The organism is Paenibacillus macerans (genome assembly GCF_050565405.1).
Classification (GTDB): domain Bacteria; phylum Bacillota; class Bacilli; order Paenibacillales; family Paenibacillaceae; genus Fontibacillus; species Fontibacillus macerans_B.
The window spans coordinates 53,912-67,633 of sequence record NZ_JBNYYG010000004.1; the positions used below are offsets into that span (position 1 = coordinate 53,912).

Consider the following 13,722-nt stretch of genomic DNA (forward strand, 5'->3'; position numbering starts at 1 on the left):
GTTCTTATTTCTATCGCTTTAGTGGCTCAGCATTTCCTCCGGAGACATCTCCAGCAGCTCCGCCACTTCGCGCACGCCGTCAAAATCGGAATCTTCCCCCGGGAAGAAGCCCTTGGCCCCCATCGCCTTGAAATATTCAGGATTCTTCTCCGCGTAACCTAAAGCGAACTCGCGCATCTTGTCCACCAGATCCTGCGGCAGATCACCGCGGTAGGCCAACGCTCCCCCGCCCGTAATCGGATCGGACTCGGCGATCACGCGGATATCCTCAGCCTTGAATAGCCCGCTATCCGCAAACATCTGGATGCACTGGTTGCAGGTGGCCGCCGCGTCGGCGTCCCCGTTGGCGATCGCCAGCAGCGACTTGTCATGCCCTCCGGAAAAAGAAACGTTCCCGAAAAACTCCGGAATTTCATCGTTTTTAAGGCCAAGCTGCTTCATTAAAGTGGCCCGCGGGTACAAATGCCCGGTCGTCGAAGCCGGATCGGCAAACAGGAAGTCCTTCCCTTGCAAGTCTTGAACGGTCTGAACCGGGGAATCCTTCGGCACGATGATCACGCTTGTCCCTTCCGAACCGGGGCCGTTGCCCATCGAGGCCAGCAGCTTGGCGCCGCTGCGCTCTACCGCGATAATATAACCGAAGGGACCGTAAGTCGTAAGGTCGATTTTTTTCGAGCGCATCGCTTCGATCATCATATTGTAATCCTCGCCTTGAAACGTCTCTATCTTAATCCCCAAATATTCGCCCAGATCGTTCGCGAATTGATCCGCCGTGCGGCTCAGTTCACCGTCCTCCATCGGCAAGCTGCCGATGCGCAGCACGGACGGCCAGCCTTCAGGCAAATCATCGCCGCTTTCGTCGCTTGCGCCTTCCTTGCCTCCGCATCCCGCCAGCACCAGCAGCACGGCCGAAATGAGCAGCACCATGACCCACTTTCCTTTTTTCAACACAATACAACCTCCTTTTAACTTGTATGCAACTAGAATACATGTTGAGTGTAAGAATTGTGTTTTCGTAAATGTTAAGTTTTGTTAAACTGTAAATGGGGTTGCTGACATAAAGGGATGGCTGTTAAGATGAGGTTGCACTTTGTTCGAATCCGATTTAATTCTCTTGGAAAGGAATTTTCGTTATGAATTCCCAATCGCTTGTCCTTACGGCTTACAAGGTTCTAAAAGAGCGGATTGTGTGCGGTAGTCTGATGCCTGGAACCATGCTGTCCGAGAACGAGCTGGCCGAAGAGCTGCAGATGAGCCGGACGCCGGTCCGTAACGCCATTACTCGCCTGGAAACGGAAGGATTCGTCCTGTCGCTCAAAAACCGGGGGATTCTGGTAAAGGAAATATCCGATAAAGAAACGATGGATATGTTCGAAACGACGATGGCGATGCTTGCTTATGCCTTAGATATGAAAAATGAGCTTGGCATCCGGTTGAACCTCGAGAGGCTGGAGGAGTTTGTGCAAAAGCAAATCGCGGCGGAAGAAGCGGATGATTATCTGTCCTATATGAAAAATTCCATGTCATTCTTTAAAGCGGTGATATCGTCGATCAACAATCAAGCCATGCTTGACGTCATGGAGGGTTACGCCGACAAGCTGGCGATGGCCGCATACATTAACTATTTAAGAACGCCCTATGTTAAGCACTATTCGGCCAACCACCTGAACCGCTCCATTCTGGAAGCGCTGAAGGCGGATGATGACGAAGAGGCCCGACGTATCGTCAAAAGCTTCAACATGTCGACCCGCAGCCGGATCATGAGCGGTATGCCTTTTTAAGTTCTGCAGAAAAGAATGACAAGAGCCCCAAAAATCTCCCCGCGTGCGGCAGAGATCTTGGGGGCTCCCTTTTATTTAGGGCCGGAAGATTACGAAGGTTTAATCCATGGCCGGATCGGATCCAGGCCTCCGGAAATATCCATGATGTTGCCGGTGATGAAGTCGGAATCGGAGTGGCATAGAAAAGCGATGACGCGGGCGATATCCTCCCCGCTGCCGGGCCGGCCCAAAGGCGTCTCCCCATCGCGGATGACCCTTGCCTCTTCGATGGAAATCTCCTTATTGCCCCCGCGGATATCGCCGGGACATACCATGTTCACGGTGATGCCGTAAGGCGCTTCTTCGACGGCCAACGTCTTCGTGAAAGAGACGAGCCCGGTCTTGGCCGCGGCATACACGGCCCGATGCGGCCAAGCGCGGGATTCCGAGGCATGCCCGAAGCCGAAATGGATAATCCGTCCCCAGCGCTTCTCCCGCATCCCCGGCAATACGAGATGGTCCAGCAGCAGGCTGCCGACCAGATTGCCTTCGATCATCGCCAGCACCTCGGTCTGGCTGTAATCGGCGAACAGCTTGCGCTCCCGGATAAACGGCCCGGCATTGTTGACGAGGATATCGATCGTCCCCAAGCTTTCGCTAACCTGACGGGCCAAAAACTCGATTTGTTCGCGGCGCGAGACGTCCGCTTGCACCGCGATGCATCGGGCGCCCATCCGTTCGATATCGGAACGGAGGGAGAGGGCTTCGGATTCGCTATGTACGTAATTCAGCGCAATGTCGCAGCCTTGCGCGGCCAGCGTAAGCGCCGTTCTTTTGCCGAGGCCTTTGGCGCTCCCGGTGATCAAGGCGACTTTACCTTGCAACGTCCTTCTCCTCCTCTCCGTGCATATTACTTCAAGTATAAAGGATCGAGGACATTCCCACAAACGGGCGATGACATCACATCGTTTTAAGCTTGTACAGACTATGGTACAATTCCGCCAACAGAATGAAGCCGGACGCAAGATCCCGGACAAGCCCGGAACGGAACAACTTGCCGTTAATGGCCTCGTGATGAACCAAATACAGATTTTTGCGCTGATACCAGTTCAGCACTTCTTCGGATTTGGCCGGATCGAGAACACGCTTGTAGCGCTCCCCTTCGATCACAAACGTATTTTGCGAATTAAAGAAGGAAGTGGCTTGTTCAAACTGCTGCGGCTTAGCATCGATCCATTCGCGCAGCTTGTCCATCGTTTCTTTGGTTGCGCCGTAATATCCCATGCCGTAACGATAAGCATCGGGATGCAGTTCAAAGAAAAACGCCGGAGCGTCCCTCCATTCCTTGGAAGGCCGTTTAAACGTGATCCACATGGTGTTGCGGTACAAGAGCTTATCCTTCGAAAATCGGGTGTCGCAATGAATGCGCGAGATCGTTTTATTGACGGACGGGCGTGTTTCCAGCTGCGGATCGATATTCAGCATACACTCGCTTAAATCCGCCACCAAAGACTGCATGGGTTCCAGCAAAACTCGCGTATATACCGCTCTATTTTCCTCAAACCAAGACTTGGAATTGTTGCGTCGCACTTCCTCCAGAAACGTCAAGGTTTCGGGGACGAATCCTTGAAAAGAACCAGTATGAACCGCACACATCGCCAATACCTCCTAAGAATTTCCTTTGGGTATGTTATTCGTCAAGCTCGGCTATTTCCCTCCCTATTTACTGTTTTTTGCGTTAACCCATACAAAAAATCCCGCTGTGTTTACAGCGGGATAACGATGATCTTTCCAGTATACGGACGCCAGCTTAAAATACGGGAACCAAAGCGCCTTGGTACGTATCGTTGATGAACGTTCTAACGGCATCGGAAGTCAAAGCTTTCGCCAGCTTCTGAATCGCTTCGGAATCCTTGTTGTCCGGACGCGCCACCAGAATGTTCGTGTATGGCGAATCTTTATCCTCGATGAACAAAGCGTCCTTCGTCGGATTCAGCTTCGCTTCCAGCGCATAGTTCGTATTGATCAGCGCCAGATCCACTTCGGCCAATTGGCGAGGCAGCATGGCGGCGTCGGCTTCGATGATTTTCAGGTTTTTCGGGTTTTCCACGATATCCTTTTGCGTTGCGGTGATGCCGGCGTCTTCCTTCAGCTTGATCAAGCCTTGCTTCTGCAGCAGCAGCAGCGCACGTCCGCCGTTGGTCGGATCATTTGGAATGGCTACTTTCGCGCCGTCGGGAATTTCGTCAGCGGATTTATATTTGTTGGAGTAAGCGCCAAACGGTTCAACGTGAACACCAACCACGGAAACGAGGTCAAACTTGTTTTGCGCGTTTTGCTCGTCCAGGTAAGGCTGATGCTGGAAGTAGTTAGCATCCAGCTCTTTTTCAAATACCTGTACATTCGGCTGCACATAATCGGTGAATTCTTTGACTTCCAGCTCTACGCCTTCTTCCTTCAATTGAGGAGCGATAAATTTCAAGATGTCGGCATGCGGTACCGTAGCCCCCACGACCAGTTTTACCGGTTCGGCCGCAGATTGGTTGTCCGCTCCGGCCGCATTGCCTTCGGTTGCCGGCGCATTGCCTTCCGCCGCGTTTCCCCCGCCGTTATTCGCCGCGTTGTTGCTGCCGCATGCGGCCAGCACCAAAACGAGCGCCAAGGTCAGCAAAGATAAAGTCCATTTTTTCATCACAGATTCTCCCCCTTAAAAATGTGTTTTTTTGAATAAGGATCTTATTTATATAGTGTTTCCTTATTTCCTCGTAAAATGAATCACCAGCCGGTCTCCCAACATTTGCAGCACCTGTACCAGAATGACCATGAAAATGACCGATATAATCATCACGCCGGTCTCGTAACGGTAATACCCGTAGCGGATGGCCAAATCGCCCAGTCCGCCGCCGCCGACCATGCCCGACATAGCCGTGTAGGACACGAGCGTCACGACGGTAATCGTCATGCCCGCAATCAGTCCGGGCAAAGACTCCGGCAGGAGTACCTTGCGGATGACCTGGAAGGAAGAGGCGCCCATTGCTTGGGAAGCTTCGATCACTCCGCGATCGACCTCGCGCAAAGCCGTCTCGACCAATCGGGCGAAGAACGGAGCAGCTCCGATAACCAGCGGCGGAATGGTTCCCTCCACGCCGGTCGATACCCCCATGATCGCCCGCGTGACCGGAATCAGCGCCACGATCAGGATAATAAACGGAACGGAGCGGAGGATATTGACGACCAGTGACAATAACCTGTAAACCCATCCTAAAACCGCGGATTGCGAACGCGAAAACGTGTAAAGCAACACGCCGAGCGGAAGCCCGATCAGGAAGGTGAACAAGGTCGCATAGCCCATCATCTGCAGTGTATCAACCGTGGCAGTCCCCATTTCGGACCAATCGATCGTCCCGAAGTCCAGTCCCCACATCACCCGATCACCTCCACATCAAGATCGCGTTCCTTCAGGAGCGATAACGTACGCTCCACTTCGCTGTCTTCGCCGTCGAACGACACGGTCAGCTGACCGTACGGAATATCCTTGATCGTCGAGATCGTGCCCTGCAGGATCGCGAAGTTTACGCCGGTTTCCCGTACGACCTGGGACAAAACCGATTCATACGTCTTGGCGCCGAGGAAGGTGATTTTGACCAGACGGGACCATGCCGGATGCGGCACCGATGCGGCCAGCTTCACGACTTCCCCTCCGGCGGCCTCACGATGGATGAACTCCCTCGTTACCGCGTGCCGCGGCTTCAGGAATACTTCCGTGACCGGCCCCTGTTCGACGATCCCGCCTTGATGAATCACGGCCACGCGGTCGCAAATGCTTTGAATGACGTGCATTTCGTGCGTGATCAGCAGGATCGTCAATTGAAACTGCTTGTTGATGTCCAGCAACAGCTTCAGAATCGAATCCGTCGTCTGCGGGTCAAGCGCCGAAGTCGCCTCGTCGCACAGCAGCACGTCGGGATCGCTGGCCAACGCCCGGGCGATGCCGACCCGCTGCTTCTGGCCGCCGGACAGCTGGGCGGGATACTTGTGGCGGTGCTCTTCCAGGCCTACCAATGCCAGCAAGCTGTCGACCTTCTCCGCAATGGCCGCCTTCGGCGTTCCGGTCAGCGTCAGCGGAAAAGCGATGTTATCGTAGACGGTGGCCGAAGAGAGCAGATTGAAGTGCTGGAAAATCATCCCGATTTTGCGGCGCTGCTGCTGCAGTTCGCGTTTGCCAAGTCCGGTCAACTCGACGCCGCCGACCCATACTTCGCCTTCGGTCGGACGCTCCAGCAGATTGATGCAGCGAATCAGCGTGCTTTTCCCCGCGCCGGAATGGCCGATCACCCCGAAGATTTCCCCTTTTTGCACGCTCAGGTTCAGCCCGGAGAGCGCCGTGGTGGCCGTTTTCTTGCCTCCGTATATTTTGGTGATGCCTTTGAGTTCAATCAATCGGACTAGCCTCCTGTTTCTATAATGGAATTGACATCCGGCGTAAACAAAAATAAAAGAGCCCTGAACAGAATCAAAGGGCTCTCTTTACGTAAAGACAATGCCTTCTCATCTGCCAAAACCATCCGTACCCGGGTACGTGGTTTTGAAGGAATTAGCACCATGACATCCGCCATGCTCCGCGCGCGTATCGCCGCCTCATGGTCGAATCGGTTGCTGGGCTTCATCGGGCCTTTCCCTCCGCCTCTCTCGATAAGAAAAATATGAAATTTTAGATGGAGTTCGAACATGCACTAATCATGAGCACACGTCATGTTATGAAACTATTGATGAGTATAATGAGTTTTGCCTAGTTTGTCAAAGGGAAAATATGACGCAAGAACGGCTCAACCGGCCGATATTTTTTTCCAGCGCTGATTCACGTAGTCGAATACGGCGTAAAACGACTCGCATACCATCCGGTACCCTTGCTCCAAATCGCGGATATGCTGATCGAGGTCCTCCAGGGCGATTTTACCGTGCAGCGCTTGATGCCGCTGCCACAGATCGTCCTTCATTTCCGAGTTCATGTAGTGAATCTCCGTATTTCGGCGGCGGCGCAAGATGTTCAGTACCTCCCGGTGGTCCTCCTTGAGCGCGATCAGCTTCTTCCCAAGCTCGGGGTGCACCTTCAAATAGGCAAATTGGCGCAAGACGGTAAAATAGGAAAAGTGCATTTTCACCTTCGACGTTTTCAGGTCGAACAGCTCATTCAGCACCGTCCCGAGCTTATCCAGCGCCGAGAACACGCGTATAAAGCCATCCTTGTAGAAATACACATACCTTGCATAGTCGTCCCGTTCCGCCGGATCCATATCCTCGACGGAATCGGTTTGCACCTTTTGGCGAAAAAAAGCGGCGGCGTACAAACACTGCTCCAGCTCGTCCAGCGACGAAATCAAGCCAAGCGTCCAAACTTCCAGCTTGCGAAAATCATGCGAGGGATCCTGATGCTCCTTCATCTCCTTCTGGAGCAGTCTCACGGTTTGCGCCATCGCATCCATCGTCTCGGCCAGCCGGCCTTCATTCTGTCTCGGCGGTTCGCCAAGGAGGGTTCGCAGCATAGTCAAGTCCCCGTTTCACACAAAATATGTTTTCCAGCGCTGATCCACCAACGACACGATATCCTCGCGCGGGAACAGCTCATCCGGATACCCCGGCTTCATGCGGGCATCGATCACGAGCGGCAGACTGTAGGACAAGTGGTGCTCACGCACCTCTGCCGCAGCATAAATATCGTTGGCCGGATTAAAGCGGGTAAACACCGTCCACAAGAAGGCCGTTTGATCCCGGGCGGCGATATCGGCGTTATCTACCAATACGACCAGCGGCCAGGCGGTTCCGCGTTCACGGAGACGGCCAAGCAGCCGTTCCGCGAGCTCGGGCTCGTCCTCATAGGATGCACCGGAAACGACGAGACATCCGTCATGAAAAACTTGGATGCGGTTGATCTCGGCGATCTCGCCTTCCTCGTAGGCCCGCGGCAGCTCCCGGACCGGATCGCCCACCCCGAGAAGAATCGCCTTGCTGCCGTGATTCAGTTTGTGCCCGGTATAATCCAGCGTATCATGCGACGTATTGTTGAGAATAAACAGGTCCGTGCGCGGATCGAAACGTTCTAGCACCGTTTTGAGCAGCAGCCGGAAATCGGCCAAATCGATCAGCTTGTCCGTTATCATCAGGAATTTCGTCAACGACAGCTGACCTTCCCCGAGGATCCGGAACGCGGAGACCAACGCCTCGCGGGCATAGCTTTCGCGGACGACGGCCGAGCTTAAGGCATGGAATCCGCTTTCCGCGTAAGTCCACAGCGAGCGCACGTTCGGCATCACGACCGGGAAAGCCGGGGACAGCAGCTTCTGCAGGAAATCCCCTAAGTAATAATCCTCCTGGCGCGGCTTGCCGACGATCGTCGCCGGGTAAATGGCATCCTTGCGGTGCCACATATGATTGACGTGCAGCACCGGGAATTCATGTTGCAGGGAATAATAGCCGAAATGGTCGCCGAACGGCCCTTCGAGCCGGCGTTCATGCGGTGGTACCAGGCCGGAAATGGCGAATTCCGATTCCGCGGGGATGCGATGGCCGCCCAGCGGGTTCTCCGCCATCGGCAGCTTTTCCCCCAAAATAAACGAAGCGACGAGCAGCTCCGACAGATGCTCGGGAACCGGGGAGATCGCCGAAGCGATCATGGCCGGCGGCCCGCCGAGGAACACCGATACCGGCAGCGGCTCGTTCCGCTTCTCGGCTTCGTGATAATGGAAGCCGCCGCCCTTCTGAATTTGCCAGTGCACGCCGGTCGTCTGGTCGTCGTACAGCTGGATCCGGTACATGCCCAGATTGTTCTCCTTGGGCTGGAGCGGATTTTCCGTGTAAACCAGGGGAAGCGTAATAAACGGCCCCCCGTCCTCCTGCCAGCTGGTCACCTTCGGCAGGTCCTTCAGCGGCGACTCCGTACGGCACACCTCCAGGATGGGCGCTTCGCTTTTGGAGACGGTTTTCATGCCTACCTTCAGTACGTCCCGGATTAATCCCCGCTCGTTCCAAATCGCCTTAGGCGAAGGCGGGAGCAGCTTATGTATCGCATCCACAAGCCGGTTAGCGAGCATTTCGGGACGAGGGCCGAATGCCATCTCGACCCGGCGAATCGTGCCGAACAGATTCGTGGCTACCGGAAAAGGCGTCCCTTTGACATTGGTAAACAGCAGCGCGGGACCGCCGTCGTCGATGACGCGCCGGTGAATTTCCGCCAGCTCCAGGTAGGGATCGACCGGGGCATCGATGACGGCCAGCTCGTTTTCTTTTCGCAGGGCATCGATCCATTGACGCAAGTTTCTATAACTCATGCTTGAACATCCTCCTAAAAGACCGGGCCCCGCCTCGAGCCCGCGGCCCGCCGGCTTGTCCCGGTCATCACGTTTCGTTCGCTATAGACAAAAGTATACCTTATACCGGCGGTCGCCCGGGCCCTGCGGAATCTACAGATTCATGACAATCTGCACGGTTCGCCAAGCAGGGGCGACGGTCAAGGGCACCCAGGCGCCGCAGACTCGGAAATCATAACGCTTTGCCGGACGGTCGGGAAGGCACCCCGGGAACCCGGCTCAACTGCCAGGTGCGGACGCTCAGATAACAGAGCACGCCGAACAAAGCGGCCAAGACGATGATGTGGGCCAGGGAGGCAAACAGATAAACATGGTAATTGCTCAGCGTAAAAACGATGCTCGCCCCGGTGAACACCTGCACGATGACCAGCAAGGTCGCCGCCACGCCCAGCTTGCGGATTTCCGGCAGCTCCGGATGCTTGCGGAAGGCGAAATGCCCGACCGTGGCGATCACCGCCAGCAGCAGCGCCGCCGCCACCCGGTGAATAAAGGCGATGCCTTCGCCGCCCGTCAGCCCGGGCACGAGCTGGCCATTGCACAGCGGCCACCCGCTGCAGCCGCCGGCCGAATCCGTATGGCTCACATAAGCGCCGATGTAGACGACGATGTAGGTATAACCCGTCGCCAGCCAGGTCAGGTTGCGGAAGGCTTTGGTGACCCGGGCGGCAGGCGCTGCAGCTTTGGCTTGTCCCCGCTCTTCCTCGCGGATGCCCAGCACCAGCATAATCGAGCTGGCGAACGCAATCAGCGAAAACCCGAAATGCAGCGCCATCACGGCCGAAGAGGTCGGATAAACGACGGCCATCGCCCCCATGAACGCCTGCACCATGACGAAGACCAAAGCCAGCAGCGAAAACAGCTGGAGGTCCTTGCGGTTTTTCCGGTACAGCCAGAATGCGACAAAGGCGGCCAGGGAGAACAGTCCGGCCGCTCCGCTGACCGCACGGTGGGAGTATTCGATCATCGAGGCCAGCGTATGGGCGGGGACAAACTTGCCGTGGCACAGCGGCCATTCATTGCCGCAGCCCAGTCCCGATTCCGTTTTGGTGACCACGCTCCCGCCTAACGTTGCCAAGAACATCACGAAGCAGGAAGCATAGCTGAGCCATTTTAAGGATTTCGTATTCAAACGGTTCACACCTTCTATAAATTCAATAAATCCTTTTCATTATAACCGATCAAGTAACCACTTTCATAGGCTGGCGGCAATAAAATGTGCAAAAACAGACACCGCCGCAGCGGTTTCCCCGGGCGGCGGTGTGATAAATGTGATGGAATTAAAGCGACTGCATCAATCCTGGCGTTCCGCCGTATCGTGCAGCGTATGGTACACGTCCAGCGCCCGGTTCAGGAAATCCTCGATTTCTTCGCGCGACTTGCGCAGCTTATTGACATAACGGACCAGCTCCCGGCCGTCGGCGTAGGCGACGAAACTCGGAATTCCCAGAATATTTTGCTCCTGGCTGACATCGCCGACCTGATCCACATCCACCTCGATCAGTGACAGGCGCCCGGCGTATTTCTCCTCGACGTCCGGCATAAACGGATCTATGAATTTGCAATCCCCGCACCAGTCGGCCTTAAACACGGCCACGATCAGGTTGCTGGATTGAATGTTTACTTGAAATTCCTCGGGGGACGTTACTTTTTTCATGATTATCCATCCTTTCCTCAATGGTACTTCTAGTCAACCAAAACCGGGAGTGGAAGTCAAATATTTCGGACATACTGATAAAAAAAGCGCCGTTGGCCGGTTACCGATAGAAGCGTGCAGTAAACAGGTTTTCCCGGAGTTCAGGCGCCAGGAGGTACGGTTAGCGATAGTTTCCCTTGCGCTGCCCGGATTATTCCGGCATTCGCCGCTGCCTGCCGGAACGCATTCATTCAAATTGTCCAGAGGGGAGGGGCGCGGCTATGAACGAGCAGCCCCGTCATACGGCCGGAAGAGCAAGAGGTGCCGGCCTTAAAAAGATGATGTTCCGCCTGCCCGCCGCCATCCGGCTGATGATTGCCGGCCAAACGGCCCGTTTCTCCGAATCCTCTAAGTTGCGGGAAGAAACGGATGCCTTAGGCTGGAACGAGGCGGCCGCCCGCACGGTCATCGCCGACATCGAGGAGCAGTTGCGCCGCGCCGGCACCTCCCGTACCGCCAAAGAGGAATTCAACGCGGAGGATTTGCGGCTCGGCGAGGAGATCGCCGAGGAGACACGCCGCGCCGGCGCGAGCAACGTAAGCCGCACCGAAGCCTACTTGTCCTGCTATCAGGCTTACCCCGAGCTGCATTGGGCCTTTCTCGCCCATATGGTCTCGCGCAACGCCGGGTGGAACATGACCGATTTGCACAGCAGCCGCATGGCCGACGCGATCGATGCCGAGGAGAAACGCTTGACCTATCGATTTTTGGAGCGGAGCAATGCCTTGATTTTTCAGGACGCGTATCCGCAGCTGCTGCTGTACATGAAAAGCCGGGAACTGGGATCAGGCCGTTTCCACCTGCTGCCGTATTTCCACGTTTCCCGCTTCATGCGCCCGTTCTGGGAACGGTTCTGGATCGACCGCGGCAGCGCGCTGCTCACCGTCGGGCTGATCATCAACGAGCAGAACTACATCGAAAAACGCGTGGTGCGCCATCCCTTCTTCCAGAAAAACGTCACCGGCAAAATGAACTTCCATCTGTTCAGCCTGGCCGGACTGAACCAGGTCGTGTTCCCGCTGCTGGAGCAGGCGGCGGACGAGGGGAAAGAGGCAGGCTGGGTGGTGCGCCGCTTGGCGGGGCGCACCGTCTCCGACTTCGCTAGCCTGCCGGCCCGCATCGCGTTAGGCAAAAGCCTCTACGCGATGCTGATGGGCTACCGCGCCGTGCGCGACGGCGCGGAGCGGTTCGCCGCGAGCGTGCCGCACAGCGGCTCGCGGGCGGACTATTGGCCGGACTTGTTCACGGCCAATCTGGACGAAGCTCTGACCGCCAAGGTGCAGGGGTCAGAGCTTCTCGCGGGCGAGACGCTACCGCCAGGCCAGCGTCTCTACAGCCCCAAGCTGCTTAGCGTTTGGGGCGACACGCCCTATGAGCCCATCTCCCGCGAGGATTGGCTCAAGGACCAAAGCGCGCTGGACGGCATCAGCGCGCCGAAGGCGCCGTTCCTGTGCGACATCAGCCGCGAGCACAGGAACGGCATCCTCAAGACCGCATTCGTGCACGATGCGGTCGAGGACCGTTAGCCGCGCGGAAGGAATCGGCGTCATGTCGCCGCCGAGAGCTCTGCGCGGCCCCGCAAGCCTACCGGCGCCTGGCCAAGCCCCGCACCCTAACCCCTCCATCGTCGCTCCCCATCGCCACATCTATCATAGTTGCCCCCTCTCGCTATCGCATCCGCCGCCGTCGCAACTTCCATCCCCGCGTCGTCGCATCCGACATCCCCGCATCCGCTCCCCTCGTAGATCCCTGCGCCATTCGCATCATTACTTCTGAAATTATATGAAAATTCGTACAAAGTGCGCACCTAAACCTATAATACTAGCGGTTTTGTACGAAATATCGTACAATTGGCGAGTGCACAAACGTTTGACATGGGAAATTGTACGAAAATTCGTACAATCGCGCTCGGGCGGAAGCCTTGCAATCTGGTTTAGACGAAAAATCGTACAAAATGCTACGATACCGTTTGATTTAGGACAGTAATCGAAATAAATTGCATCTTAAAGGTCTACTTGGTAAAATATACAAGTATATGGATGATTATTTTTAGCTATATGGCGAAGCACGCCCCGAGATTCCTTTCAGCATGAAGGGAAATCGGGGCTTTTTGTTCGTTAGGAGGAGGGATTGAAGAGTGAGTTTTGAAATCGAACATGAGAAGTGGATAAAGGAACATTTAGCAAAGCGTCAGGGGGAACGAAAAGATGCGCTGAAAAGGGGGCATGGATATGGAAACCAAATGTTTGCGGAAAAGATATGGTGGAACTTAATGGGGCATTTCACAGGTTTGCATCCGGAGTATGAGGTGAAAGACTGGCGTGGGCGGTCTTACTTCGTAGATTTTATTTGGATTATGGGCGGACTTCGTTTTGTGTTTGAGATCATGGATTACGGTTCGCACGGCACGGACCGCACGAAATATCGCTTGGATTTGAATCGTGAGCTGTTCTTGCAAACGCAAGAATGCCATGTGATATCCATTTCCCTGGATGAAATGAAAGAAAATCCATCGTTTGTACTGGCTATGGTTCGAAGCATTCTAGCGCCTTATCTTGCGGCTGCGGACGAAAAGGCGGGGACGGTCGGTCGTAAATTCCAAAAAATCGAACGTCAGTTGATGCGTCATGCCATTCGGCACAATCGTATCCTGTGCCCTCCACAAGCTGCGAAAGAACTAGAACTCCATAAGCAAACTGTTATCAAGTATTGCCGGACTCTCGTGGACAAAGGCAAATTCCGCGCTATTCCGGCAGGAACCACGGGTAAAATATACAAGTATGAATACATGGGGTCCATGCAAAGTCCCGATTTATTGTAAATCTCGAATTCCGGATAGGACACACCACCCCTTAAAGAACGTGCCTTTTATGCCGGGCTATTACATTATCAACCGCGCTTGATG

The 13,722-nt window shown here is 55.1% G+C and carries 13 protein-coding genes and 1 riboswitch; of the genes, 3 read left to right on the top strand and 10 right to left on the bottom strand.

Going from position 1 to position 13,722, the window contains the following annotated elements:
- Positions 1-18: 18 nt before the first annotated feature.
- Entirely contained in the window at positions 19-951 is a 933-nt protein-coding gene (locus ACQ4N8_RS04965; RefSeq protein WP_430703240.1) for a phosphate/phosphite/phosphonate ABC transporter substrate-binding protein, read from the bottom strand.
- A 182-nt stretch (positions 952-1,133) separates the two neighbouring features.
- On the opposite strand from ACQ4N8_RS04965, the gene ACQ4N8_RS04970 reads away from it, so the two are divergent.
- Entirely contained in the window at positions 1,134-1,781 is a 648-nt protein-coding gene (locus tag ACQ4N8_RS04970; protein ID WP_430703241.1) for a GntR family transcriptional regulator, read from the top strand.
- A gap of 89 nt (positions 1,782-1,870) precedes the next feature.
- Here the strand turns inward: ACQ4N8_RS04970 and ACQ4N8_RS04975 are convergent, their stop codons facing one another.
- The 9 genes from ACQ4N8_RS04975 to ACQ4N8_RS05015 form a co-directional block, all read right to left on the bottom strand.
- Positions 1,871-2,644, bottom strand: coding sequence for an SDR family oxidoreductase (locus tag ACQ4N8_RS04975; RefSeq protein WP_430703242.1), 774 nt, complete (start codon positions 2,642-2,644; stop codon positions 1,871-1,873).
- Between the two features lie 76 nt (positions 2,645-2,720).
- Complete coding sequence (locus ACQ4N8_RS04980; RefSeq protein WP_430703243.1) at positions 2,721-3,416, bottom strand: DUF2461 domain-containing protein; 696 nt, start codon at positions 3,414-3,416, stop codon at positions 2,721-2,723.
- Between the two features lie 154 nt (positions 3,417-3,570).
- Positions 3,571-4,452 (bottom strand): MetQ/NlpA family ABC transporter substrate-binding protein, encoded by an 882-nt coding sequence (locus ACQ4N8_RS04985; protein WP_430703244.1) that lies wholly within the window; start codon positions 4,450-4,452, stop codon positions 3,571-3,573.
- A 63-nt stretch (positions 4,453-4,515) separates the two neighbouring features.
- Complete coding sequence (locus ACQ4N8_RS04990) at positions 4,516-5,184, bottom strand: methionine ABC transporter permease (protein WP_430703347.1); 669 nt, start codon at positions 5,182-5,184, stop codon at positions 4,516-4,518.
- Positions 5,184-6,200 (bottom strand): methionine ABC transporter ATP-binding protein, encoded by a 1,017-nt coding sequence (locus tag ACQ4N8_RS04995; RefSeq protein WP_430703245.1) that lies wholly within the window; start codon positions 6,198-6,200, stop codon positions 5,184-5,186. Before ACQ4N8_RS04995 ends, ACQ4N8_RS04990 begins: the two co-directional genes overlap by 1 nt.
- 105 nt (positions 6,201-6,305) lie before the next feature.
- Positions 6,306-6,459, bottom strand: a riboswitch (SAM riboswitch).
- A 127-nt stretch (positions 6,460-6,586) separates the two neighbouring features.
- Entirely contained in the window at positions 6,587-7,303 is a 717-nt protein-coding gene (locus ACQ4N8_RS05000; RefSeq protein WP_430703246.1) for a Cthe_2314 family HEPN domain-containing protein, read from the bottom strand.
- Between the two features lie 15 nt (positions 7,304-7,318).
- Positions 7,319-9,085 (bottom strand): UbiD family decarboxylase, encoded by a 1,767-nt coding sequence (locus ACQ4N8_RS05005; RefSeq protein ID WP_430703247.1) that lies wholly within the window; start codon positions 9,083-9,085, stop codon positions 7,319-7,321.
- A 211-nt stretch (positions 9,086-9,296) separates the two neighbouring features.
- Positions 9,297-10,253: a COX15/CtaA family protein gene (locus ACQ4N8_RS05010; RefSeq protein ID WP_430703248.1), complete on the bottom strand. Its 957-nt coding sequence runs from the start codon at positions 10,251-10,253 to the stop codon at positions 9,297-9,299.
- A gap of 162 nt (positions 10,254-10,415) precedes the next feature.
- Entirely contained in the window at positions 10,416-10,778 is a 363-nt protein-coding gene (locus ACQ4N8_RS05015; RefSeq protein ID WP_430703249.1) for a thioredoxin family protein, read from the bottom strand.
- A 260-nt stretch (positions 10,779-11,038) separates the two neighbouring features.
- Here ACQ4N8_RS05015 and ACQ4N8_RS05020 point away from each other — a divergent pair, with 260 nt between their 5' ends.
- Together ACQ4N8_RS05020 and ACQ4N8_RS05025 are read left to right on the top strand one after the other, a co-directional pair.
- Positions 11,039-12,343 (top strand): DUF2515 family protein, encoded by a 1,305-nt coding sequence (locus tag ACQ4N8_RS05020; RefSeq protein WP_430703250.1) that lies wholly within the window; start codon positions 11,039-11,041, stop codon positions 12,341-12,343.
- Between the two features lie 611 nt (positions 12,344-12,954).
- On the top strand, positions 12,955-13,638 hold the full coding sequence (locus tag ACQ4N8_RS05025) for a hypothetical protein (protein ID WP_430703251.1): 684 nt from the start codon (positions 12,955-12,957) through the stop codon (positions 13,636-13,638).
- Positions 13,639-13,722 lie beyond the last annotated feature (84 nt).

Coding starts and splice junctions, on each gene's coding strand:
- ACQ4N8_RS04970 (WP_430703241.1), top strand. CDS start 1,134: ATGAATTCCCAATCGCTTGTCCTTACGGCTTACAAGGTTCTAAAAGAG.
- ACQ4N8_RS04980 (WP_430703243.1), bottom strand. CDS start 3,416: ATGTGTGCGGTTCATACTGGTTCTTTTCAAGGATTCGTCCCCGAAACC.
- ACQ4N8_RS04985 (WP_430703244.1), bottom strand. CDS start 4,452: ATGAAAAAATGGACTTTATCTTTGCTGACCTTGGCGCTCGTTTTGGTG.
- ACQ4N8_RS04990 (WP_430703347.1), bottom strand. CDS start 5,184: ATGTGGGGACTGGACTTCGGGACGATCGATTGGTCCGAAATGGGGACT.
- ACQ4N8_RS05000 (WP_430703246.1), bottom strand. CDS start 7,303: ATGCTGCGAACCCTCCTTGGCGAACCGCCGAGACAGAATGAAGGCCGG.
- ACQ4N8_RS05005 (WP_430703247.1), bottom strand. CDS start 9,085: ATGAGTTATAGAAACTTGCGTCAATGGATCGATGCCCTGCGAAAAGAA.
- ACQ4N8_RS05015 (WP_430703249.1), bottom strand. CDS start 10,778: ATGAAAAAAGTAACGTCCCCCGAGGAATTTCAAGTAAACATTCAATCC.
- ACQ4N8_RS05020 (WP_430703250.1), top strand. CDS start 11,039: ATGAACGAGCAGCCCCGTCATACGGCCGGAAGAGCAAGAGGTGCCGGC.